The organism is Parapedobacter soli, from assembly GCF_025460835.1.
Taxonomy (GTDB): Bacteria; Bacteroidota; Bacteroidia; order Sphingobacteriales; family Sphingobacteriaceae; genus Parapedobacter; species Parapedobacter soli.
This window is the reverse complement of record NZ_JAMXAY010000003.1, coordinates 1-25,751: the sequence shown is the minus strand read 5'-3', so window position 1 is coordinate 25,751 and position 25,751 is coordinate 1. Positions and strand designations below refer to the sequence as shown.

Sequence of the window (25,751 nt, the reverse complement as noted above, 5' to 3'; positions counted from 1 at the left end):
ACTATCCACAGGATTCATTCGGTATACCGGATATTTGATTGCCGTAGCTTCATGGCGAGGTGGAAAAAGTATTAAGTGATGAACTCTGCCCACAGTGGGAAGTGGTCGCTGATGCGCCACGAAAGCTGGCTTTCGGGATAATCCCTGCTTTGCAGTATGGTTCCGCGGAAATCATAGATTCCGCCCCGGACGTACGTCATAGCCAGTTCATTTTCAATCCAAGCGAGTTGGTCGTAGAACGAATAGGTTTTTTGAAGATTGTCCGGGGGATACCCTGCAGATCCGGTGGTACATATAGCCCTCTGGAGACAAAGGCCTCGTATGTGGGGGCGCCGGCCTTTTCGATGTTGAAATCACCGAGGGTAATAAGGCCATGGTTCCAGCTGTGCAATTCGTCCGCCATTGTAAATGGAACTTTGCAATTCCTTTATTCCAGTTTGAGGGGTCTCACCAAAACCTTAAGCGGGGCGCCTTTGTCTCGGCTGTCTAGCAATACCAATCTAAATTCCAACTGTCCGTCTCCGGCCAGTTTACCATCGGTAGCGACAATGAAGCTGCCGGGATAATCCGCCGGGAACGGGGCAACAGCGCCAAGGAATTGCGTTCGACCCGCTGCATGCCAATAAAGTTCAAAGCTAATGGCAACGACATTCGGGTTGAAAATACTGTCTACGGTCACCCGAACAAATTTATTACGCCCAGTCATTTCCACGTCCCGAATCCGCTGTCGAAAGGACGGCTGTGACAAGGTGGTGATATGAATAGAATCCGCCATCTGCTGATTTTGGCCTAATGCGTGCTGTCGTTCTCCCGGTTGGCGGCAAGACACGCCAACCAATGACGCCAATAACAAGGGCAATATGTAAAAGTTAATGGTCAACAACCCGTTCGATTATTTCATTACAAAAATGGGTTAATTTTTCTGCGTATTCACGATAACCGGTGTAACAATCAGTTCTACCTTGTTCAGCCGTAGCACGGCATCGGGATTTGAAAATTGTCCACTGTTTGGCACGCTGACCAGATGGATGGTCAGTTCGGAGCTATCCTGCAATTCACCGCGACTGCGGAGACGCTCGATCGTGGGTGTGATGTTGACCAGAAACTTCGGCTGGTGGTGGTCATGATCGCCATGGCCCTGGTGGCCGCCATCTGTTCCGAAAAATGCAAAACTTCCCGCAAAGTGCGGATCGCCTATTGGCGTATTGACATCTGCGGCTGCGTAATTCACGAAAACCCGGACAAAGAAGTCACTGGCGGGTGGTAAACTTGCAAAGCCGATGCTCGCGAAGATGGTATCGCTAGCCTTTTCGATGTTTAGTATCCGTGTAAACTCGCTAACCTTAGCAGATGACCTCGCCGTAAAGGGCTGCCGCATACCGATCATTGCCGTGTCTGCCAGTGGGATGCGTTGCTTGATATCCAGTTTGATGTCGGCTCCTTTGCGGACACGGTCCTCCAATTTCTTGAAATCGGACCTTGCCGGTTCTTCTGTTGCCGGATTGTTGCCGATGGCACTGCTTTCGTATTGGTAACTGAACAGTGGCATCAGGGTGGTGGCTCCAGCCGTTGTTTCTGTCGGATTGCCGTCCGCGTCATAGAAATGGGTCCAATTTTCATTGAGCCAGCCGGAATCGTTGGTGTTGTTGTTGTTCAACTCGAGGTTCCACTTGGTCCAGCAATAGTCAACCATGCAATGATGCATCCAGAATATCGGATCCATCGCCGAGCCGGCGCCGCCAAAGCTGCCGCCGATAAAGCTATGAACACTATTGTGCGGCGTGCCCTCCAGCTGCGAGGAAAAGGTAAAGAAGTTGGTGTCTGAGAAGATAGGGTTGAGTGCATCATCGGACACAGGGTACAGCCCTGCCATAGTGGTATTGTTGCGTGGCATATACAGCACGCTCGCAGGGTCTAAGAATGCGGGGTGGATCGCAGGATCTTGATTCCAGTTCCAATACGGGAGGCCGAAGCTTTCGTCGCCCGTCACTTTCTGGCAGATACGCTCAAACCAAACGAGATAAGCCCGGTGCCAGGAGAAGAAGTGGTCGGTTCCATGCTGGCAGTAGTTAAAGCCACTGCCACTTGTTCCGTGGATAGCAGCCTGGGCCACCAACCCCCGCGGATCGGCGGCATCGGCCGCCGAAAGCGCTTTGATTAGCGTGATTGCTTCGCGATAGGTTTCCAAAACCGCATCAACCTCCGCCGACCCGCTACGTAATCGCCGTCGTATCGGCCTATTCCTGATTTGTTCAATGCAGCTTTCACAGCCGCCTAGTGCAACGCCGGCCAGAAGTCCAACGGTAATCCATCCCATACCTTTGATGAATAGACGCCGGTTTAGGCCTTGGGAAGAAAATTCCAACTGTTCCATAATTATTTAGTGTTTAATTTTAATGGTGTATTTAAACGATATCACATACTATCTACCAGATAACCAGTAAGGATACACACAAAACTAATCGGCGTGTCCGATCCCTACAATACCCCAGAATAGGTATTTGGTTAGGTTGAATGCAGTAACCTGAAGTTGTGATGCGGCAGCGCCCCATGCCCTGCGGATGGATGCGAGGATAATGAGATCGATAACTGCGAAGCGATCATGAGCACCGATGAAAGCAGATTGCTGCGAATAAACTTTTTTATATCGGCTACTATGTTAAAAATGTTAAAAGGCTACCGCTTATTTTCTCCGTTAGCTACCTTCGTAGTACCCCATAAGTAATCGTTTAGAACTGATATTCACCAATTAATAGCTTACGCCATGTATAGACTGATCCAAATTACCGTATTGACCATCTGCGTAACCACAGGGAGTAATATAGCTGCAGGCCAAGAAACCACCGCGAAACCCATAGTATTGGGAGCCATACAGCGCAGCTGGATGATTTCAGGCGAACTGGTCGGTGGCAAAAGCAAGCACATCGTCTTTGCAAAGGCGCATGAACATCCTTACGCACGCCAAATCCTGGTTCCCGTTATAGATGGCAAATTCCAGTTTACGCTTCCGGCAGGTCACCCCGAAGCCTACATGTTGATTCCTGAAGAGAACTTCAATGCCGGACTCCTACGGCCGTTTGTCGTCTTTTCGGGTGAGAACGTATATGTTACGCTCCATCCGGGCGAAGGCTATGCGGCCAATACCGTCTCGGGAAGCCCGTTGACCAATGAATACCATAAGTTTAGATCAAGCATCAAGGAACAACTGGCGACACGGGAAGCGGAAATCGACAGTCTCCATCATCTGGCCAAAGATTCACTGCTGGGAATGGCATATTTAGATCTGCACGACGCGTATATCACCGAGCACCCGACCCTAGTTTCTTATCAGCTCATTAAGGAATTGCTGATTGCAACGAACGATGAGGCGACGTACCGTTTGGCGGAAAAACACTATCCGGCTTTTGCGGCACGTTTCCCCGACAATCCGTATACGGAAATGATAGGCGCGTACCTGAATGGGAGATACCAATTGCAGGAAGGCAAGCAGTATGTGAGCTTCCACGCGGATGATCTGGAAGGTAACCGGGTACTGGCCGACTCCCTTCTCGCTGCAAAAGCTACGCTGCTTAACTTTTGGGCATCGTGGTGCGGCCCCTGCATTAAAAAGACCCGCACGATGGTGCCTGTGTATGAGGCTTTCAACGAAAAGGGATTCGATATTGTGAACATTGCCCGTGAAATCCGAAATACGGATGCGCTCGTTGCTTTATTGGAGCGGGAAAAGCCGCCTTGGTCCGCCAATCTCATCGATCTGGAAAGCAAGTATGGCGTATGGACCAAATACGGCATCACCAACGAGGGCGGCGCTATGGTGCTGATCGATGCAGCGGGAGCCATCCTTGCCGTAAATCCCACGGCCGACGAGGTGAAGGATATATTGGAAAAAATCGTGGCCATACAGCCATAGGAGCCGGAAAATGAGTGTGCTACCTGCTGGGATGCAATGTTATATGCGGAATAAACTTGAAATCCTTGACATTATAAGTAAACAAAGGGATCTGATAAACGACACTCATTGCAGCAATTATAGCATCGGGTATCGTGAGGTCATGTGATAGCCGATAGTCGAGCACCAGTTTAATAGCCAATTCGGACACATCTTCATTATAGTGAATTATGTTATAGCTATTCAGTTTTTTCTTCATCTGGTTGACTTCACTTTTGTTTCGCATACCACGATAGAGTTCCATAACCGAAATTGAAGGAATTAACGTGTTTTCACTACCAATAGCTTGCAGTTCAGCAATTGTCGTGTTAACTCCCCGAAAAAGTGAGATGAAAATATTGGTGTCGCAAATGACGTAACTCATATGCGGTCAGCCCAGGCGCCTTTTCTCAATTCCTCAAGTGAAATTTCCCTGTCTTTCCAAATGCCAGCCAACGCGGTAACATCGGCGTGTTTTGCAAATGTAATAGGCAACTGGTCTTGGTTGGGTTTCGGCGTGCCTTTTGTTTTTTGAATGGGTACCTTCTTTTCTACTACCACATCAAACTTCTTTGCAAAGTCCAACAGCGCTTCCATTGCCTTGTTATTTTTGAATTTCAATGTTACCTCTTGCATAGTAGCTGTACGTTGTTACTATTTACAAAAATAAAGATTAACGACTGGATAACAAATTCGAAGCCGGAAAAGTGGTGCAACCGAAAAAAAAGTCAGTCAAATCAACCATTAGTCCAAAAATACAAAATTCGGTCTAATCACTCAAAATTATTTGTCTAATGGCGGCCATCATGTTAAAAATATTAAAAACGATTTTAAGTCGGTATAAAGGCGAAGATATAAAAATTGTTACCATTTTGGTAACAAGCTATTTAACGTTCTAATTGCTAAACACTTCGAAGTATATAGATTCCGGTCGGTTGGCAAACCGCAAGGTACTGCCGCGCTGGTCGTGGTTAGCTGGCGAGCGGAAGCAGTGATGGTCAGGAAGCGCAATTGGTCAGCCTGTTGCTCTTGCTGCTAGCCGCGGTAGTTGTGGTTATCCTAAAAAATCTTCCTTGGTGATGTTAAATCTAGGAGGCCAAAGCAAGTTGCGCCGACTTGTATGCGCCTTACCAGTTTATTTCGGCATTAGATGTAGCTTACAAATCCCTTGAATCTGATCCGTTAACAAGAACAAGAATACGGTATAAAACGGTGCGCGCCTTAAAACTCACAAAATTCCCTTATTCGCTTTATTTTGTTATTAATGAAAAGAGGCTGGTCGTGCGCGTACTTTCTTGTTTCCATAACAAAAGGAATCCAAGAAGTAGGCCGAGAATATAAGAATTTGCTAATCCCGTTAACCCACCAACCAATCCGGAAATACCCCCAGTACCCATACGGCAACCGTAAGTACCACCGCCAACCATAAAATGGAATACCGCATGGGTTTCATTTCCGGTTGGCTGTCCGCTGTTTTCAGGAATGCGTGCAACGGAATCTTGAAGTAATAGAACAGCGAAATGACCGTGGTGAGTGCACCGACAATCAGCAGCAGAACCATGCTGATATCACCGGTGGCCTGCCAGCTATGGAATACGGCCGTAAACACCAACAGCTTTGCCACGAAACCCGACGTGGGAGGGATACCTGTAAGCGATATCATGATGAGGGTAAAGCATACCAGTGCAAGCGGCATGATTTTACCCAGTCCGTCGTACCGGGCTAAGTCCACCGCCCCGGTACGCGACTCGATATAACCGGTAAGCATGAATACTCCCATGTTCATCAGGGAGTAAACCGCCAAATAGTATAGCAGGGCGGTATAATCTTGCGACGAGTACGCCAATACCGCCATCATCAGGAAACCCGTATGGCCGATGGATGAGTAGGCCATCATCCGTTTCACGTCGGTCTGCCGGAGCGCTGCCAAATTCCCCCATAGCATCGTCACGATAGCTGCACCCGCCAGCATCAGTTGGAGGTTTTGATAGGCAAAACTATCGGCAGGCCACGCATACAGGATATTGGCCAGCAGGGCAATGCCTGCGATTTTGGGTGCGGTGGAAAGAAAGGCTGTGACTGGCGTGGGTGCCCCTTGGTACACATCGGGCGTCCAGAAATGGAACGGTACGAACGTAAGCTTAAAACCTATGCCGGTAAAAACAAACAGGAGAGCAAGGGTAACCAACGCCGAAGGAGTGCCGTTGAGTCCTTGGATGTGCTGCGGCGACGTGTAATCCAGGGTGCCCGTGAAGCCGTAGAGCAAAGACATGCCATACAGCATTACTGCCGAACATACCGCCCCGAACAACACGTATTTCATTGCCGCTTCGGTTTGCCGTGGTGCCGCTGCCAGGTAACCCACCATGAGATAAGAGCCAAGGGATACCATCTCAATGGCGATGAATGTCATCAGCCAATTGGTAGCGAGCGCCATCAGGTTGAGGCCGATATGAACGGCCAACAAGATGGTGTAAAGATCCGCCGTCTTTTTACGGTGTGCGCGGAAATCGGGGCTGGCATGTACGAAGAGTGCAAACAGCAGGCAGACGACGGCAACCAGGATCCGCATGTATTGCCCGAACGCATCGGTGGAGACCATGCCAAATAACACCCCGTCGGCATCGGGATTGCCTACCTGAAAGCTGCTACACACGGCGGAAAGCAGGATGCCGATGACAGTCACAGCAAACGTGCCGTGCCACCACAACCGGTCGGCAAACAACCCGCTAAGGATACTCGCAACGAACGTTGCAATCAACACCAGCTCGGGTGCCAAGGCGGGTAGGCTGTGGATAATGTGGTCCAGTCTTTCTGATATGTCAGGCAGCAGATCGATCACGTTAACTATCAATTTTCACTTATCAACTTTCAATTACCCACCACCAATTCTACCAGTGCCAGCACCGATGCGTTAATCTTATCGAATGCAAGGGCGGGATACACGCCAAGCACCAATGCAAGCACCAGCATCGGCACCATAATCGCCGTTTCCCGTGGTGATGCATCGGTCAACGCCTTAGACCATGCGCCACCCCCTTTGAGATAGGGTTGCCCGAAAAACATCCGCTGCAATGTCCAGAGGAAGTACGCGGCGCTGAGCAGGATACCCACCGATCCGGCAATGGCCATCCAGCGGGGAAGCAGGCCGTTTACACTTTCGGCATTGAATGTGCCGATGATTACGAACACTTCACCGATAAATGCCGAAAACCCGGGCAGTCCCAGCGACGCAAAAAAAGCAAGCGCCACAAATACCGTGTACCGCGGCATGAGCGTTGCCAGTCCGCGGAAATGGTAGATTCCCCGATCGTGCACGCGGTCGTAAAGCATGCCCACAAGGAAAAACAGGGCGGCCGATAAGAACCCGTGGCTGATCATCTGGAACATGGCTCCAGCGGTTCCTTCCGTGGTGAGCGAAGCCATGCCTAGTATCACAAACCCCATGTGTGACACGGATGAATAAGCAATCATACGCTTCAAATCGTGTTGTGTCAACGCCACAAGCGCCCCATAGATAATGGATACCACGCCGATTAATCCGAGCCACCACGCCGACTGTACCGCCGCATCGGGGAAGATGCTGAAGCATATCCGGAGGATACCGTACCCACCCACCTTGAGTAGGATGCCCGCCAGTATAATCGAAATAGGTGTGGGGGCCTCCACGTGTGCATCCGGGAGCCACGTATGCAGGGGTACAATGGGCACCTTGATAGCGAATGCGATGAACAGCACAATGAAGCCGAGCAGGCGCGCCGGTATGCTGAAGAGCTCCTGGTTGGCCAATGCCGAGAAGAACGACCCCGAAACGTAGTTGGCCGGGTCCATCATATACAGCATATTAAAGGTATGTGCGCCCGTGTCGGGGTTGGTTACCGAAAAATAAAGGCCCACGATAACCAGCAGCATGAATACCGAGCCGAATAGCGTGTAAAGAAAGAACTTGATGGCCGCATATTCACGCCGGACGCCGCCCCATATACCGATAAGGAAATACAGCGGCAGCAGCATCAATTCGTAGAAGACATAAAACAGGAAGAAGTCGAGCGCCGAGAATACGCCCATTACCGCCATGTCGAGGGTCATCAGCAGGACGAAATAGCCCTTTGCGCTTTTCTGCACATTCCACGAAGCGCCGATGGCGATGACCATCACCAGTGCGGAAAGGAAAAGCAACGGCATGGAAAGGCCATCCACACCAACGAAGTAATCGATTTCCAATCGGCCCAAGCCACCCATATCGAGCCGTATCCAGGGGATATGGTCGACGAACTGGTAAAGCCGCTCTTGCGAGATCCCGGCACCCTTGGGGTGGAAGAGGTAATACATCCCGCCGCTTAGCACCAACTGGAATAAACCGGTGACGAGTGCAATGTATCGATAGGCACTTTGCCGGCGGGCGGGGACGGTAAGCATCACTGCCGCGGCGAGAAGCGGTAAGAAAATAAGTATGGTTAATAGATGTGGGTTCATGCTTGCACAATAAAATGGTATAGCAAAATCACCAAAATAATTAAAAATAGGCTGGAGAGATAACCTTGTAACCGGCCTGCCTGTGTATGCCGCAACATGCTGCCCAGCCCCCAGGCGAGTTTGCCGACCAACCGTACCAAGCCATCAACTACCTGCCGGTCTATCCAGCCTGCAATGGAAGCCAAGCCGCGCCCGATGGCGGCCAATCCGTGGACTATGCCGTCTACCAGGTGTTTGTCTAACCAACGCAGTATGTTTGCCAGGCCCAATACGGCGCCCACCACCACGCGGTCATAGAAGCTGTCCAAATACCCCTGATGCAGCGAGAAACGATAGAGGAGGCCATCGGTCTTCAACGCATACTTCCCCTTTACATACCAGTGCCATGCCAACGCTGCTATGGCCAAGGTGGCTGCGGTGGTTACGGCGGGCACGGCGACGTGCAGCAACGGAATGGGTGCCCACGGCGTTGAAACTCCGATTCCCTCCAACAGCCATGCGTGCGCATAGTGCAACGGCTGTAGTGTGAATAGGGGGAAAAATGAACAGGCTGCCAGAAACAACATGGGCCCAAGCATCCAAAAGGAGGGATCGTGGATTCCTGCTTGGCCGTTGGCCAACGGCGCCGTGACGGTAGGACCAAAGAATACCTTGGCTAAAAGCCGGAAGATGTAGAAGCTGGTAAGGATACTTACAAAAGTCAGTACATAGGGTATGATATGGGCAACCCCCTGCTGCCACGCCGCCCATTCGAAAGCGTGTATCAATAGTGCGTCTTTGGAAAGGTAGCCCGATGTAAGCGGAAAACCAACGAGTGCGAGCGACGCAATGAGCATCGTGGCAAACGTAACGGGCATATACCGGCGCAGCCGGCCCATCTGACGGATATCCTGGGGGTCGATGCCCAGTTGATGCCTGTCGCTGAGGTGCTGCATCTCATGGATGATGGCCCCGGCGCAGAGGAACAGCAGGCACTTGAAAAATGCATGTGTCACCAAGTGGAATAAGGCGATGGGATACATGCCGATGCCGATGGCGGCCACCATGAAACCCAGCTGCGAGACCGTGGAGAACGCCAATATTTTCTTGATATCGAACTGGGTGAGGGCGAAATAGGCAGCGACGAGGGCGGTAATGGTTCCCGTAGCAGCGATAATGAGCAACACGGTCCCGTCAAACAAGGGGAAGATACGGGCAAGCAGAAACACGCCCGCGGCAACCATCGTGGCGGCGTGGATAAGCGATGATACGGAAGTAGGGCCTTCCATCGCCGCAGGCAGCCATACATGTAATGGAAATTGTGCGGATTTGGCCATCGCACCGAGGAAAAAGGCCAATCCTGCCACCGTAATCCAACCGGCCGGTAACCCACCCTGCGCGGCGGAAGCCGGTGCATCCGTAGCCGCGGGCACTACGAAAAGTCCTTCCATACCGAAAAGGGCGTTGATATCGAGTGTGCCGAAACCGCTATATAGCAGTGCAAAGCCGATAAGGAAGCCGATATCGCCGATACGGTTGATGATAAATGCACGTTTGTTGGCTTGGGCGGCGGCATCTTTGGTAAACCAGAAGCCGATAAGCAGGTAAGATGCGAAACCCACGATTTCCCAGCAGATATAAGTGAGTAGGAGGTTGTCTGCAATAACCAGTCCCAGCATGGCGGCGCAGAAAAGGCTGAGGTATGTCCAGTAGCGGTGGATGCCCGGATCGCCTTTCATGTAAGCCACGGAGTAGATATGTACGGGGAGGGCTACTGTTGCAACCACCAGCAACATCAGTACCGCAATATTGTCAAGGAAAATCCCCAAATGAAAAGCCTCGTTGCCGATAGTGAACCAGTGCCATTGGGCATGTATAGGCGCTTCTCCCCACACCATGGCAAAGGTATATCCGGCGGTGATTACGCTCAATGCGATTGTAATGATAGCCAAGAAACCACTTTTGGCTTTTTTACCAGCCAATGCCGATAGCAGGAAGCCGATGAACGGAAACAATACCGTTGCAAAGGCAGCCAGGATCGGGTATGTTGGTGTATCGGGCGTCAACGTCGATTTGTTAGTCCTTTAAGTGGTTGATATCTTCGGGGTTGATGGTCTTGTAATGTCTGTACACGTTGAGAATGATGGCCAGCGCAACCGCTACGCTCGCTGCCGCCAATACAATAGCGAATAGTGCAAAAGCTTGGCCACCATAATGTTCGCTGTCATAACGCCCGAAGGCAACGAGGTTAAGGACAGCTGCGTTTATCATCAGTTCGATGCCCACCAGCACCATAATGGCATTGCGGCGGGCCATTACCGCGTATAGACCTATGGAAAACAGGCAGGCGCCAACGATAAGGAAGTGGGTAAGCGTAATCATGGATTGGCCTCCTTCCGGGTAAGGTGTGCAGCACCGACCAGCGCCATCATAAGCAGTATGGAGACCACTTCAAACGGCAACAGGTACCGTGTCATCAAATGGATGCCGATGTGGTTCACGGTGCTATCGGCCGGCCCTATGGTCGTGCCTGCGGCTTCTGCGGCAACCATCCAAGCAGGCTGGAATGTGCCCAGTTGTAACGAGGCGTACACGAGGATGGCCAAGAAACATGCGGAAATCAACAGGGCCTGCCATACCGGTAGTGCGAAGAAGTGGGATGTCCCACGTTGCAGCTGATCGAGCAATGTCTTATTGGAAAGCATAAACGCAAAGAGCATCAGCACCAGTACGCCGCCCACGTAAATGAGTATTTGCGTGATGGCCACGAAATCGGCCAAGGCAAAGACGTACAGGCCGGCGACGGAAAAAAGGACAATGAAGAAAAGGAATAATGCCCGGGCCATATTCTGCATGCTGACCAGCACAACGGCCGAACCGATAGCGATAGCAGAAAAAGCATAAAACACCAGTGCTTGCATTATTTTTTCTTTGCCGCCTCCTTTTCAGCTTGGAATTTTGTCCATTCGCGTTTTTTCTCTTCCACCTCCTCGGGCGTCATATTAGCAAAAGCATACGTCAGTTCCGCCAGATTGGTCATGCTGCGGTCGTATTGGTCGGTCATGGTGATGCATTCTGTGGGGCAAACCACGGTGCATAGGCCACAGTACATGCACTTGGCCATATCGATGTCAAACTGCGCCGCATATAAGCGTTTGACGCTGCCGTCGGATGTTTTTCCGATCACGTCGGTCGCCTTCACGGCTTCGATGGTGATGCAATCCACAGGGCAGGCCTTGGCACATAGGTCGCAAACGATACAGTCGTCGATTTCGACATCCAGCTGGTAGCGGGCCACCTCGGGGATGGGCATTTTTTCTTTCGGGAACTGCACCGTCGTTACGCCTTCTTGCTGGTCGAAATAATTCTCCTTACGTACATCCCGCATACCGCGCGACCGCCGCGCACCGAAAAAGTGCGCCAGGGTAACCGCCAATCCCTTGGCAGCGGTAATGAATGCATGTAAGGTTGTTTTGAACATTTCTCAGTACTTATTCAGTATTTAGTACTAAGTACTTAGTATTAAGTGCCTGGTACTTAGTATTTCTTGTCTAATGTCTAATGTCTATCGTCTCAAATCTAATGTCTAATGTCTATCGTCTCAAATCTAATGTCTAATGTCTATTGTCTCACATCTCACATCACACATCTCACATCACACATCACACATCACACATCACACATCACACATCACACATCTCACATCTCACCATCACACCATCACCCATACCCGCCATATCCCCGAAATGGCCATGCACAGGAACGCCAACGGCGTAAGCACTTTCCAGCAGAGTGACATCAGCTGGTCGGCCCGTAGCCGGGGCAATGTCCAACGGATCCACATCTGGACACCCACGATGAGCAGTGTCTTAGAAAGTGTCCAAAAAATACCCCATACCAGTCCGGTGGTCCAATCCGCCAGCCTTACTGCCCCGATATTCGGCAGCGGCGTATTCCATCCGCCGAGGAAGACCACCACGCCGATCATGGCCACCAGAAACATCATTGCATATTCAGCGAGGAAAATGAATGCGAAGCGGAGTCCGCCATATTCGGTATGGAACCCACCCACCAGTTCCGACTCGGCCTCGGGAATATCAAACGGCGCGCGGTTGCACTCGGCAAGGGAAGCGATAAAAAAAATCACGTACGCCAATAGCAGATGGGGGGCTTGGAACACATTCCAGGCAAACAGTCCGCCGATATCTGTTACATCCCATATACCTGCCAACAACAAGTGCTCGGCGGTTTGTATACCTTGGTTGACTACGATTTCGCGGAGGTCGAGTGTCTGCGCAACCATCACCGCAGCAATCAGGGCCAGGCCCGAAGGAATTTCGTACGATACAATCTGTGCCACGGCCCGCATGGAGCCGAGCAGCGAAAACTTATTGTTAGACCCCCAGCCGGCCATTAGCAAGCCGATGGCGTCGACAGATATGATGGCTATCACGAAGAAGAGTCCGAGATAGAGGCCGGAGGGCGCCAATCCGGGAGCCCAGGGCATCACGGCGAAGCCGAGGAATATTGCAATGAAGATGATGACCGGCGCAGCGGCAAAAAGCACCTTGTCGGCTGCAGCAGGTGTGATGTATTCCTTTTGGATGAGTTTGAGGATGTCGGCAAGCGTTTGCAGGCTACCGTATCGGCCCGTTTCCATAGGGCCGAGCCGATCCTGTACGAAGCCAGCTATTTTGCGTTCGCTATATACGGCAAACAGTGTGAAGCCGGCGATGAACCCGAATAATATGGCCCCGATAAGAAGGTATGTAAGGTAAAAAGCCACGTTTCGCTACCTGCTAAAAATATCGTGCAAACATAAGGATTTGAATGGATAATATATAGTGAGTTGGTAGATTATTCTTACAGAATTATATTGAGCGGTGTTTGCTTCCGAATTTTTTCTATTTTTATCGTCGTTTTACCCAATGAATGGACATATTGTGCTAGATATCCTAAAGACGTTACTATCCATCATATTGACCGTTAGCACCATTAACCAGGTTGCCGCACAGGAATATATAATTGCCAAATTGAAGCTGTTTCCCAATCGTGAAGAAGTATTGGTCAAAGATATTACCATAGACAGCCTCGGGTTTATCTGGTTTTTGACGAATGGTGAAATTTACCGTTATGACGGTTACCGGTCATTGGATATCCTGGAAACCATCGCCGATCAACAGCTCACCGATGATATGCCCCAGCGCATGCTGATTGACCGGCAGAACCGCCTCTGGATGGCGGGCAATGCCAATCTGAGCTACTTGGATCTTAAAACGTGGACGGTGCATCCGGTGGACTCCGCCCTGATGCCACCAATCCGCGACCGCTCAGTGGTCTGGATCAGGCAGCTGACCGACACGGCGATGATGGTAGCTTATGAAAACGGACACCTCCTGCTGATTGAAGACAACCGGTTTACACGTATAGACGACTTGTATGACCGGGGCAACGAGGCCAACAATAAAGAATCGCCGCGCAGCTCCGCATTCTGGAAGGGGAAATACTGGGTAGGTACCACGGCGGGCGGAATTTTATCGATAGACGCCGATAACCCAGCTGATGTACAATACCATATGTTGCCTGGAATAAACAAAATGGTGAGTAACGTGATTGCGCAGGGTGAGGGGTTACTGCTGGATGTCCACGACGACGGTATCTATCGGTTTGATGCCGATGGGGTGTTGTCGCCATTCCAACCCGGGCATTTTGTGCTATCGAACGATAGGTCGTATGTGATGGCCGCAGACAATGGGATGCTTATCTACGCCGACGACGAATCGGCCTGCCTACTTGATGCTGACCTCGGTTTGAAACAGCGGTTGACCATCCCCTCGACACATCGGTTCAATACCACAAACATTACCATCTTCGGAAACGAAGCATTGCTGGGTACCGACGAAGGGATTTTTGTGGTGTACCCGAAGACAAACGGACTATCACAGCTCATTCCCACGAATCCCGGTGTCAATAAGAGCACACGCGGAATCTATGTTTATCCCGATGGTGCGCTGTTTTATGGTACTTATAATGGTGCCGGCTTCATCGGGCCCGATGGGGTAACACGTGTTTTTCAAAATCTGAAGCACGCCTATACGATGCTACCGATGAATGCCGACGAGCTTTTGATCGGTACAGAAGGTGGGATGCTGAAGGTTTTTAATCGGCAGCTCGGGCAGATTTCAGACCTGCAATGCACCCTTTCGGAAACGGCGAGCAATCAATATATTTATAATTTGCCGGCATACGTGATGAGCCTTGCCGAAACACCGGACAACTACCTTATCGGTAGTATGAGCGGCCTATGGCTTCTGGACAAGAAGACTTACCAGTTGGATAAATACCTGTTGGCATCGGGCGACCCCCATGCGTTGGACTTTCAGATCCGGCATATCCGGGTGTTGCCCGACAGTAGTTTGTTGCTAAGTACGCACCTGGGCCTTTATGTGGTGAGAAATGGGAAGTTAACCAAGCGATACCCACAATCCGGTAATGTAGGGGTATTTAAGTCGATTGTGGTAGGCGACACCATTTGGCTGGCCACGCAAGGGGAGGGATTGGTAGCACTTGATACGGCCGGGTATATCGTGGATGTGTTGACCAGAAAGGAAGGGCTCAGCAACAACCTCGTCTATAGTTTGGAACATGCCAATGGTATGTTCGTGGCCGGCACGGCCGATGGCTTGAACCTGGTCAATGGCCGGCGGGTTCGGCGTATCGGTGCGGCGGAGGGGCTGAGCCAATCGGAGTTCAATTCGGGTGCGTCTTTTTGGGATGCATCAAGGCAGCGGATGTACGTTGGTGGCTTAATGGGCTACACGGTGCTGGATATGACCCAACCGTGGTTTGAGCGCCAGAATCAACTGGAGAGCTACATTACCGAAATACATACGGCCACGGGCGCATCAGGTGCAAAATCGGCCGATTACACATGGCCCTATAGGGGCGAGCACACACTGGAACTGCTAGCAGGGCAAAGCTTAACCGGCCTTTATGTGGGTACACCGGGCAATCACCGTGTCGATTGTGAAATCCGGTATGCACTCAACGGTGGTAATTGGGAGCCGTTGGAGTTAGGGCAATTCATCTCCCTCATTGAACCTTCCCCCGACGAGTACCGTTTCGAGCTGGAAACCCTCAGTACCGCATTAACAGGTAGTAAAAGAACGTTTACCATAACGAAGTTGCCGCACTTTTATGAAACGTGGTGGTTTAACGTGGTGGTGTTGTTGGCGGTAGCCGGTGCTATCGGTGGTTTTTTCAGGTACCGCGAGAATGTCCTGCGAAAGGAGAAGAAAATGCGCATCAAGATTGCCAGCGATTTGCATGATGAAGTGGGGAGTTCCTTGACTCGCATCTACTTCCAGGCGGATATGCTATCGGTCAAACACCGGGACTTGCCCGACGACAAGCAGCTGCGGCAGATTGCCGATACCAGTAAACAAGCATTGCTCACCATGAGCGACATGGTGTGGTCTATCGACTCGCGCTTCGATACGGTAAAGGATCTGGTGATCCGTATGAAGGATTACCTCTTCAAACTCCGTGAAGAGTTGGAGATCAGTTACCGATTTGACGTGCGGGGCGACCAGTCCACACGGGCCGTTACGCAGCTCGTGCGGCAGAACCTGTTCCTCATCTTCAAGGAAGCCATTACCAATGCCATTAAATATGGTGATGGGTCGGAAATTACCATCGTGCTGGAGTTCGATCGCGAGATCCGGCTCACCATGCAGAACCGGTATGCGGACGGGAATGGCCCCATGTCCAACCATCAAGGTGGGCGGGGGCTGGAGAGTATGCTGCAACGGGCAGACCGGGTAGGCGGTGAGTTGTCGCATACGGCAGAAGGTGGCGTATTCCGACTCACGTTGATCATCCCTTAACAGTCTGCGATTTGCTGCCCTCCCCAAAAAGGGGGGATGGTTTTATAGATACAATACGTACCTTTACCATATGATACGCCTAGCCATAATTGAAGACGATGAGCAAATCCGACGGATGCTGGTGGATTTTTTCAAGGAGCAACCCGGCTTTTCCGTTCAGCTTGCTGCCCATTCGGTCGAATCGTTTTTCGATCAGTGGAAGGAAGGTGTCGTGCTAGATATTGTCCTGTCCGATATCGGCCTCCCCGGCGAGTCGGGCATCCAGGGGGTGAAGCGTATCAAGAAGCGTGCACCGAAGTGTGAGGTCATCATGCTGACGGTCTATGACGATGCCAACCGGGTGTTCCAGGCGTTATGCAATGGTGCGTCGGGGTACCTGCTGAAGCAAACGCCGTTGCAAAAAATCAAAGAAGCGGTATTATCGTTGCACGAAGGCGGTGCGCCAATGTCGCCGGGGATTGCGCGGAAGGTAGTGGAATATTTCAATCCGAAACATACCGAAGACCTGCAGGAAAAGCTGACCCCACGCGAGGCGCAGGTGGTTGAAGCAATTGAAGAAGGGCTCACCAACAAGGAAGTGGCCATCCGCTTTGACATTTCGCTGGAGACCGTCAAATTCCACATCAAGAACATCTACGAGAAGCTGCAGGTAAATAGCCGCCATGCGCTGATCAGTCGGAAATACAAATAAAAGTTACGGTTCCTGCCACGGCCCCAGCTGCCCGACGTGCACGCTCTTGCTGTATTGTTTTTTACTCGCGCTGTGTATAAATAGGTAGACGTGGAAAGGAGCTGCCCAAAGCTGGGGCGGCAGGTTGACCTTGATGTACCCTTCGTTGCGGTAGCATACGTGGGTGTTGCGTGCGGCTATACCTCGTTGCGGACTGTAAACCACCAATACCACTTCATCGTTGGCCCGCGCAAGCGGGGTCTCCCTGCTTGAAAAATACACTTCCAGCGTCTGCTCGCTGCGCACCACGTCTTCGGCCGACAGCCCGGGCAGGATGCCCGTACTGATGCAGACACGCTCGGGGATGACGTGCTGGTCGGGATAGTCGCCTTCCAGCGCGTCTTGCATCAAGCTTTTCAGTGCCTGCCCGAAGGCTTTCTTTTTGCTTCCCTTGCCATGGCTTAGCCAGCTTTCGGCGATGACGGAACGTAAGGGGTTGAGGAAGGCCATGGCGAGGCGCATCCGTTGCTGGACGGCAAGTTTGCCATAGGACTGTTCCGTTTTTTTGGGGCTGTTGCGATCGTAAAGGAGATCCATAGCGGTGGTTTTAAGATTCGCTTGGCGATAGGGGAATGTAGACGGTTGGGGAGGCTCGCTTCTGCTGTTTGTCAACGAAGAAAATCCAGGTATGAAGCCCGGTGGTACATTTATCGCCAAGTAGATCGATAACAGCGATGCCATCCTGCCGGGTAACATCCGGCTTACTTCCAAAAAATTGGTCGGTTTCGGGACAATATACCAATACATAGGCAAAATCATCCATTTCGCCGCCCATGCCATAGGTCTCGGTATGCCAGGTGACCTTTACAAAACCATTTTCGCGCCAAGCCTTTTCTGCCCCGGCGGTGTATAGCGACCCATAGCTGAACTGCATCGCCCCATAGTTGAGCGACGTATGCTCACCGTCCACCAAAAAAGCACGATCGTAATTCAGGCTAAATGCCGCGTTTACGCCCGTGGCTTTCGCTAACAGCGGCTTGAGGCTGATTTCCAATATCTTGGAAAGGGGTCTAAGGAAATCGTTCAGCAGTTTAAAACGTTGTTGCTGGACCGCCTGTTCGGGCGAGGGTTTACGCTTGGTGCCTTTCTTCCGCTGCAACCCCTTGATGTAATCGACTTTTTTCCAGCTACTTCCCACCACGGCGCCCGCTTTGCCCTTGAACGGCCCGTTGATGCCTTTTTTAATGATACCCATGATTACGATGTTTTAGATTTCGCCATGTCGGGTAGACCTATATGGTTTTGACACCACAAGTATACACGTTTCTTCCTTTTCGGCCAAAAGATAATTAGTAAAATTTAGACCGTAATTATTTATAAATTACTAAAAATGCTTTATTAAACCTATATATAACCTATTTTCATCGTATTTAATACGATAAAAATACGATGGATTTACGATAAAAATACGATTAAACTTAAGATTACTATAGTAATAGTATATGTAGTAGATAAATTTTATTTGCCAAATTGGACGAGGTGTGTCTTTACGCGTTTTGGGAATACCCCCCCCCAAAGGAGGGGTGTTATTTATGGTTGATTTGTCGTCAATTTGTAGCGCTATGGAAAGATTTCTACCCCATCTACTCATGCCAATGGTCCGGTTGTGGACTGTCCTGCTGTTTGTCATGCCAAGTTTAGCCGTAATGGCGCAACAACCCTTCATCACTACCTGGCAAACCACCAACCCTGGCATCTCGGGTGATAATGAAATCAGCATCCCAACTGCGGGAAGCGGGTACAATTATGATGTTAACTGGGAGAAGGTGGATGACGCCGCTGTCAACGGCACCGAAACAGGGATAACCGGCGATTTAACGATTACCTTCCCATCCCCCGGAATTTATCGGGTAGCGATAACGGGTGATTTTCCACGAATCTACTTCAATAACGGCGGAGACAAAGACAAGATCCTTACGGTTGACCAATGGGGAGACATCGCATGGAAAAATATGTCCGGCGCATTTTATGGGGCCAAGAATCTTCAGGTAACCACCACGGAGGCACCTGATCTGAGCGAAGTGGAAAGTTTGTCATCCATGTTCCGCGAGACGGAGTCTTTCAATCAGGATCTGAGTAGCTGGGACGTGTCCCATGTGAGCACGATGTTGGAGATGTTTTACGGTGCCAAGGCCTTCAACGGCTCGCTGGCAGGCTGGCAACCGGGAGTCGCATTGGCCGGAGGTTGCTATCTGGGCGGTATGTTCAGTGAAACCGTAGTTTTCAATCAGGATCTGAGCAGCTGGGACGTGTCTCATGTAAACGGCATGTATAATCTATTCCGCGGAGCGGAGGCCTTCAATGGCTCACTGGCGGGCTGGAAGCCGGGAATTGCATTGACCAATGGCTGTGATGCAGGCGGCCTATTTTATGACGCAGCGGTTTTCAACCAGGATCTGAGTAGTTGGGACGTGTCCCATGTGAGCAGTATGTTTGAGATGTTCCGCGGCGCGCTAGCCTTCAACGGGTCACTGGAGGGTTGGAAGCCGGGAATTGCGTTGACCAATGGCTGTGATGCAGGCGGCCTATTTTATGACGCAGCGGTTTTCAACCAGGATCTGAGTAGTTGGGACGTGTCCCATGTGAGCAGTATGTTTGAGATGTTCCGCGGCGCGCTAGCCTTCAACGGGTCACTGGAGGGTTGGAAGCCGGGAATTGCGTTGACCGATGGCTGTGATGCGGGCAACCTGTTTTATGAGGCAGCAGTTTTCAATCAAGATCTGAGTAGCTGGGACGTGTCCCGTGTGCGAAGTATGTATAATATGTTCCGCGGCGCGCTGGCTTTCAACGGTTCACTGGCCGGCTGGAAACCGGGTATTGCGTTGACCAATGGCTGTGATGCAGGCAGCCTGTTTTATGAGGCAGCGGTTTTCAATCAGGATCTGAGTAGCTGGGACGTGTCCCGTGTGAACAGTATGTATAATATGTTCCGCGGCGCGCTAGCCTTCAACGGGTCACTGGAGGGTTGGAAGCCGGGTATTGCGTTGACCAATGGCTGTGATGCAGGCAGCCTGTTTTATGAGGCAGCGGTTTTCAATCAGGATCTGAGTAGCTGGGACGTGTCCCGTGTGAACAGTATGTATAATATGTTCCGCGGCGCGCTAGCCTTCAACGGGTCACTGGAGGGTTGGAAGCCGGGAATTGCGTTGACCGATGGCTGTGATGCGGGCAACCTGTTTTATGAGGCAGCAGTTTTCAATCAAGATCTGAGTAGCTGGGACGTGTCCCGTGTGCGAAGTATGTATAATATGTTCCGCGGCGCGCTGGCTTTCAACGGTTCACTGGCCGGCTGGAAACCGGGTATTGCGTTGACCAATGGCTGTGATGCAGGCAGCCTGTTTTATGAGGCAGCGGTTTTCAATCAGGATCTGAGTAGCTGGGACGTGTCCCGTGTGAACAGTATGTATAATATGTTCCGCGGCGCGCTAGCCTTCAACGGGTCACTGGAGGGTTGGAAGCCGGGAATTGCGTTGACCGATGGCTGTGATGCGGGCAACCTGTTTTATGAGGCAGCAGTTTTCAATCAAGATCTGAGTAGCTGGGACGTGTCCCGTGTGCGAAGTATGTATAATATGTTCCGCGGCGCGCTGGCTTTCAACGGTTCACTGGCCGGCTGGAAACCGGGTATTGCGTTGACCAATGGCTGTGATGCAGGCAGCCTGTTTTATGAGGCAGCGGTTTTCAATCAGGATCTGAGTAGCTGGGACGTGTCCCGTGTGAACAGTATGTATGAGATGTTAAGCTATTCCGGGATTTCTACCGCCAACTATGACGCCACGCTCATTGGGTGGGCAGCACAGGAAAACGTACCATCAGATATAAACCTTGGGGCAGATGGCCTTACGTATTGCGCTGGTGCCGATGCGCGGCAGCAATTGGTGGCCGACCATCAATGGAGTTTCACAGGAGATTCAGAACAATGTGGTGCGGCGATTACGCCGGGCGGAAGCAATATACTTTACGTTGATATTAACGTAAATACGGCAGCCACAGGCTACACAGGCGCGGGAGATAGCTGGGACAACGCCATCCCCCAACTGGCCGATGCGCTCAAATGGGCGCGGGAGCGGCATGTTGGCGGCAGTCCAGAGTGGAATGGTTCGAATCCGCTGAAGATTTTTGTGGCCAAAGGAACGTATTTGCCTTTATATAGCGCTGCCGACGGTCAATATACCACCGACGGCGGCCGGGACAATAGTTTTGTGCTAGTACCCAATGTGCAACTATATGGTGGGTTTGACCCGCTTGCCGGAATTAAAACCTTGGAAGATGCACGTATCCTGCCGGGTATAAATAATCTGGAACAAGGCAGTATTCTAAGCGGAGATTTCAACGGTAACGACCATACGGATAATTATGATAATCATACCGAGAATGCCTATCACGTGACCATTGCATCGGGATATGTAGGCAGTGCTCTCATGGACGGATTTACGGTAACAGGTGGCTACGCTAGTGGCAATACATCGGGCCCGTCCGTAATGGGACGCACCGTTTATCGGTTTTTTGGTGGTGGGACATATGTCATCTCCTCGTCGCCACAATTCACCCACGTGGCATGGTCTAATAATTTGGGCGATTGGGGTGGCGGGATGTACAACTCGGTTTCCCTCTTAACAGAAAGCAGCTCTCCGGAGTTATCCAACGTGACGTTCTATCGGAACATGGCACCCGGCGGTGGTGGGGGGATACGTAATTTTGGAGGGTCTCTTGACATCAAGCAGGCCATATTCGCAGACAATGGAGCCGGATTGGTTGAAGACGGAACATTTTCCGGCCCGGGTGGGGGTATACATAGCAGTGGTACGGGAACATCGTTGTCTGTAACCAACGCCACGTTTTATGGGAACTGGATTGTCGGGGTTTTCACCCCCCAGTTTGATGGCGGTGCAATATATGTGGAGCGGACCTCAACCCTGCTGAACAATGTAGTGATATGGGAGAACGAAGTAGAAGGTGACCCGACTGATCCATCCGCATCCATATCCGTTTCCACAGTGGGCGGCGAGGTAACCGTCGTTAATAGCTTGGTCGCTCATTCGGGTGGAAGTGCGAACTGGAATAATGCAATGGGCATCCTGGACGGCGGCAATAACATCGACGCCGATCCGGCATTCGTGAGTACCACGCCCGGTGATGCCGGTTATTTACAATTAAGCGCGTGCAGCCCTGCCATCAGCGTGGGTAGCAACCAAGCGTATATCGATGCGGGCGGAGACCTGGCAGACGACCTCGATATGGGCGGCAACCCACGGGTGTATGACTTTGTAGGCGGCGGTGTGATAGACATGGGGGCCTACGAGTACCAAGGGGAGTACGTGTTTGTTCAGTCATTGACCATGCCGGATGCCGTGCAGGTGGCCTATGGTACGGAGATGGGAGACATAGAAGGCTTACCTACTACCGTGACTGCTAGGTTGAGCGACGATACGGAAGTTTCCATACCGTTGGATGGCGACTTGGCAAACTGGACGCTGGCGAGTCCGGTGGGGGGTACATACGATGGCGATGTAGCGGGAACCTACGTGTTTACCGTGCCATTGTTGATACCGGAAACGGAGTGCTACCTCAACGTCGAAAGCCTACAGGCAGAGGTTACCATCGTCGTGGCAAAAGGAATACCGGATTTGGCAGCTTCATGGAACGGCGTCGCCATCGACGTAGAAGAGGGGCTCTCGCTGACCTACGGCGACACAGGGGAATTGGCGGTCAGTACGACCAACCCGGAAGGCGAGCCCGCCTATGCATTTGATAGCGATGATACGCCGGTGCTTGATCTCGCGGACCTAAGCGTCGTGGCGGCGCAACAGGTGGGAACGGCCACGTTAACCATCGAGCAGGAAGAATCGGATAATTTTGAGGCAGCATCAATTGTGATAGCCGTTACGGTGGTACCGAAAGCGGTAACCGTTGTTCCTGCAGCTGACCAGGGTAAAGTATACGGCGCGGTTGAGCCCACCACGTATGCGTATGAACTGGCTGCGGGCGATGCATTGGCGTTTGATGACGAGCTGGCGGATATCGTGTCGGCAGCATCGCGCGAAACGGGTGAAGATGTGGGCGCGTATGACATCGAACTGGTGTTCGGTGGTGATCAGGCAGGTAATTACGCGATTACCTTCGAAGCGGATAACAATGCCTTTACGGTGACACCACTGGTCATTACCGTGACGGCAGAAGATAAGTCGAAAGCGTTCGGTACGGATGATCCGGCACTGACGTATACCGTCGTACCGGAGCTGGTCGGCGACGATGCGTTTGCCGGCGTGCTCGACCGCGAGGTCGGGGATGACGTGGGTAGTTACGCGATTACGCAGGGCAACCTGTCGCTAAGCGATAATTACGAAATCACCTTCGAGGCGGGTACGCTGACCATCATACCTCTGGGAATCACGGTGACTGCGGAAAATAAGTCGAAAGCATTCGGCACCGATGATCCGGCGCTGACGTATACCTTCGCCCCGGAGCTGGTCGGTGACGACGCGTTTACCGGCGCGCTCGACCGCGAGGCCGGGGATGACGTGGGTAGTTACGCCATCATGCAGGGCAATCTGTCGCTAAGCGACAACTACCAACTCACCTTCGAGGCGGCCACGCTGACCATCACACCGCTGGGAATTACGGTGACTGCGGAAAATAAGTCGAAAGCGTTCGGCTCGGATGATCCAGCGCTGACGTATACCTTCGCCCCGGAGCTGGTCGGTGACGACGCGTTTACCGGCGCGCTCGACCGTGAGGCCGGGGATGACGTGGGTAGTTACGCCATCATGCAGGGCAATCTGTCGCTAAGCGACAACTACGAACTCACCTTCGAGGCGGCCACGCTGACCATCATACCTCTGGGAATCACGGTGACTGCGGAAAATAAGTCGAAAGCGTTCGGCTCGGATGATCCGGCGCTGACGTATACCTCCGCCCCGGAGTTGGTCGGCGACGATGGGTTTACCGGCGCGCTCGACCGCGAGGCCGGGGATGACGTGGGTAGTTACGCCATCATGCAGGGCAATCTGTCGCTAAGCGACAACTACCAACTCACCTTCGAGGCGGCCACGCTGACCATCACACCGCTGGGAATTACGGTGACTGCGGAAAATAAGTCGAAAGCGTTCGGCTCGGATGATCCAGCGCTGACGTATACCTTCGCCCCGGAGCTGGTCGGTGACGACGCGTTTACCGGCGCGCTCGACCGTGAGGCCGGGGATGACGTGGGTGGTTACGCCATCATGCAGGGCAATCTGTCGCTAAGCGACAACTACGAACTCACCTTCGAGGCGGCCACGCTGACCATCATACCTCTGGGAATCACGGTGACTGCGGAAAATAAGTCGAAAGCGTTCGGCTCGGATGATCCGGCGCTGACGTATACCTCCGCCCCGGAGTTGGTCGGCGACGATGGGTTTACCGGCGCGCTCGACCGTGAGGCCGGGGATGACGTGGGTAGTTACGCCATCATGCAGGGCAATCTGTCGCTAAGCGACAACTACGAACTCACCTTCGAGGCGGGTACGCTGACGATTACCCCAGCGGAATACGAAGGCATCGCATTCAACAGCGGCTCGTTCGTGTATGACGGCACGGAACATGTGCTTGAACTGACGGGCGAGTTGCCGGAAGGGACGTCGGTTACCTATGAGATAGACGGCGAGGCGGGCAACGGTGCTACCGATGCCGGTGTGTACGAGATTACCGCGCTGATCGATGGCGGCAATAATTATGAAGATGCCGAACTGACGGCCACGCTGACCATCACAGCTCTCGAGATTACGGTTACTGCAGCCGACAAAACCAAAGCATTCGGCTCGGATGATCCGGCGCTGACGTATACCTTCGCCCCGGAGCTGGTCGGTGATGACGCGTTTACCGGCGTGCTCGACCGCGAGGCCGGGGATGACGTGGGTAGTTACGCCATCACGCAGGGCAACCTGTCGCTAAGCGATAATTACGAACTCACCTTCGAGGCGGGTACGCTGACGATCACCCCAGCGGAATACGAAGGCATCGCATTCAACAGCGGCTCGTTCGTGTATGACGGCACCGAACATGTGCTTGAACTGATCGGTGAGCTGCCGGAAGGGACGACGGTTAGCTATGAGATCGACGGCGGGGCGGGCAACGGTGCTACAGATGCCGGTGCGTATGAAATTACGGCGCTAATCGATGGTGGTGCGAATTATGAAGACGGTGAACTGACCGCCATGTTGACGATTACGCCTCTCGAGATCACGGTTGCTGCAGCCGACAAAACCAAAACATTCGGTACGGATGATCCGGCGCTGACGTATACCTTTGCGCCCGAATTGATTGGCGATGATGCGTTTACTGGCGGGCTTGACCGCGAGGTCGGCGAAAACGTGGGTAATTACGCCATCACGCAGGGCAACTTATCGCTTAGCGATAACTACGAAATCATTTTTGAGCAAGGTACGCTGACGATTACACCCGCGGCGTATGAGTGCGTTGAATTCAACAGCGGCTCATTCGTGTATGACGGCACCGAATACGTGATTGAACTGACCGGCGACCTGCCGGCAGGGGTAACGGTGACCTACCAGATCGATGGCGAACCGGGCAACGGGGCGACGGATGTGGGTACCTACGAAATAACCGCCTACATCGACGGTGGACAGAACTACGGAGATGATGAGTTGACCGCAACACTGACCATCATCCCAGCAGAAATCAGCGGCATTACATTTAACAATACATCGTCTACCTATGACGGCACCGAACACAGGCTTACCCTCGCTGGCGA

19 protein-coding genes are annotated in these 25,751 nt (G+C 52.0%); 4 read left to right on the top strand and 15 right to left on the bottom strand.

The features are described 5' to 3' along the window. Positions 1–71: 71 nt before the first annotated feature. The 4 genes from NGM62_RS02215 to NGM62_RS02200 all read right to left on the bottom strand — a co-directional run bounded on the left by NGM62_RS02215 (position 72) and on the right by NGM62_RS02200 (position 2,374). Entirely contained in the window at positions 72–200 is a 129-nt protein-coding gene (locus tag NGM62_RS02215) for a hypothetical protein (protein WP_262245558.1), read from the bottom strand. Next, complete coding sequence (locus NGM62_RS02210; RefSeq protein ID WP_262245557.1) at positions 197–403, bottom strand: hypothetical protein; 207 nt, start codon at positions 401–403, stop codon at positions 197–199. The genes NGM62_RS02215 and NGM62_RS02210 overlap by 4 nt, the downstream gene beginning before the upstream one ends. A gap of 24 nt (positions 404–427) precedes the next feature. After that, a complete protein-coding gene (locus tag NGM62_RS02205; protein ID WP_262245556.1) occupies positions 428–775 on the bottom strand; it encodes a hypothetical protein in 348 nt (115 codons plus the stop codon). 138 nt (positions 776–913) lie between these two features. After that, positions 914–2,374, bottom strand: coding sequence for a tyrosinase family protein (locus NGM62_RS02200; protein WP_262245555.1), 1,461 nt, complete (start codon positions 2,372–2,374; stop codon positions 914–916). A gap of 390 nt (positions 2,375–2,764) precedes the next feature. Here NGM62_RS02200 and NGM62_RS02195 point away from each other — a divergent pair, with 390 nt between their 5' ends. Beyond that, positions 2,765–3,910: a TlpA disulfide reductase family protein gene (locus tag NGM62_RS02195; RefSeq protein WP_262245554.1), complete on the top strand. Its 1,146-nt coding sequence runs from the start codon at positions 2,765–2,767 to the stop codon at positions 3,908–3,910. 19 nt (positions 3,911–3,929) lie between these two features. On the opposite strand, the gene NGM62_RS02190 is transcribed toward NGM62_RS02195, so the two are convergent. The 9 genes from NGM62_RS02190 to nuoH form a co-directional block, all read right to left on the bottom strand. Beyond that, on the bottom strand, positions 3,930–4,313 hold the full coding sequence (locus NGM62_RS02190) for a type II toxin-antitoxin system VapC family toxin (RefSeq protein ID WP_262245553.1): 384 nt from the start codon (positions 4,311–4,313) through the stop codon (positions 3,930–3,932). Then, positions 4,310–4,525, bottom strand: a complete 216-nt coding sequence (locus NGM62_RS02185) for a hypothetical protein (RefSeq protein ID WP_262245552.1) — start codon at positions 4,523–4,525, stop codon at positions 4,310–4,312. The genes NGM62_RS02190 and NGM62_RS02185 overlap by 4 nt, the downstream gene beginning before the upstream one ends. 760 nt (positions 4,526–5,285) lie before the next feature. Further along, positions 5,286–6,782 carry an NADH-quinone oxidoreductase subunit N gene (locus tag NGM62_RS02180; RefSeq protein ID WP_262245551.1) on the bottom strand — a complete coding sequence of 499 codons (1,497 nt, stop codon included), beginning with the start codon at positions 6,780–6,782 and terminating at the stop codon, positions 5,286–5,288. A 17-nt stretch (positions 6,783–6,799) separates the two neighbouring features. Then, on the bottom strand, positions 6,800–8,404 hold the full coding sequence (locus NGM62_RS02175) for a complex I subunit 4 family protein (RefSeq protein WP_262245550.1): 1,605 nt from the start codon (positions 8,402–8,404) through the stop codon (positions 6,800–6,802). Next, positions 8,401–10,449: an NADH-quinone oxidoreductase subunit 5 family protein gene (locus NGM62_RS02170; protein ID WP_262245549.1), complete on the bottom strand. Its 2,049-nt coding sequence runs from the start codon at positions 10,447–10,449 to the stop codon at positions 8,401–8,403. The genes NGM62_RS02175 and NGM62_RS02170 overlap by 4 nt, the downstream gene beginning before the upstream one ends. A gap of 10 nt (positions 10,450–10,459) precedes the next feature. After that, positions 10,460–10,765, bottom strand: coding sequence for an NADH-quinone oxidoreductase subunit NuoK (gene nuoK / locus NGM62_RS02165; RefSeq protein ID WP_315975846.1), 306 nt, complete (start codon positions 10,763–10,765; stop codon positions 10,460–10,462). Continuing rightward, a complete protein-coding gene (locus tag NGM62_RS02160) occupies positions 10,762–11,304 on the bottom strand; it encodes an NADH-quinone oxidoreductase subunit J family protein (RefSeq protein WP_262245548.1) in 543 nt (180 codons plus the stop codon). Before NGM62_RS02160 ends, nuoK begins: the two co-directional genes overlap by 4 nt. Beyond that, entirely contained in the window at positions 11,304–11,864 is a 561-nt protein-coding gene (locus NGM62_RS02155) for a 4Fe-4S binding protein (RefSeq protein WP_262245547.1), read from the bottom strand. The genes NGM62_RS02160 and NGM62_RS02155 overlap by 1 nt, the downstream gene beginning before the upstream one ends. A gap of 231 nt (positions 11,865–12,095) precedes the next feature. After that, positions 12,096–13,169: an NADH-quinone oxidoreductase subunit NuoH gene (gene nuoH / locus NGM62_RS02150; protein WP_262245546.1), complete on the bottom strand. Its 1,074-nt coding sequence runs from the start codon at positions 13,167–13,169 to the stop codon at positions 12,096–12,098. A gap of 142 nt (positions 13,170–13,311) precedes the next feature. Here nuoH and NGM62_RS02145 point away from each other — a divergent pair, with 142 nt between their 5' ends. Both NGM62_RS02145 and NGM62_RS02140 read left to right on the top strand, forming a co-directional pair. Beyond that, positions 13,312–16,269 carry a sensor histidine kinase gene (locus tag NGM62_RS02145; RefSeq protein WP_262245545.1) on the top strand — a complete coding sequence of 986 codons (2,958 nt, stop codon included), beginning with the start codon at positions 13,312–13,314 and terminating at the stop codon, positions 16,267–16,269. 70 nt (positions 16,270–16,339) lie between these two features. Further along, positions 16,340–16,960: a response regulator transcription factor gene (locus NGM62_RS02140; RefSeq protein WP_262245544.1), complete on the top strand. Its 621-nt coding sequence runs from the start codon at positions 16,340–16,342 to the stop codon at positions 16,958–16,960. Positions 16,961–16,963: 3 nt separating this feature from the next. Here NGM62_RS02140 and NGM62_RS02135 read toward each other — a convergent pair whose 3' ends face one another. Together NGM62_RS02135 and NGM62_RS02130 are read right to left on the bottom strand one after the other, a co-directional pair. Further along, positions 16,964–17,536, bottom strand: a complete 573-nt coding sequence (locus NGM62_RS02135; protein WP_262245543.1) for a DUF6266 family protein — start codon at positions 17,534–17,536, stop codon at positions 16,964–16,966. A gap of 10 nt (positions 17,537–17,546) precedes the next feature. After that, positions 17,547–18,194: a DUF6266 family protein gene (locus tag NGM62_RS02130; protein WP_262245542.1), complete on the bottom strand. Its 648-nt coding sequence runs from the start codon at positions 18,192–18,194 to the stop codon at positions 17,547–17,549. A gap of 367 nt (positions 18,195–18,561) precedes the next feature. On the opposite strand from NGM62_RS02130, the gene NGM62_RS02125 reads away from it, so the two are divergent. Beyond that, on the top strand, positions 18,562–25,751 hold a 7,190-nt coding region (locus NGM62_RS02125; protein ID WP_262245541.1), incomplete at its 3' end, for a BspA family leucine-rich repeat surface protein.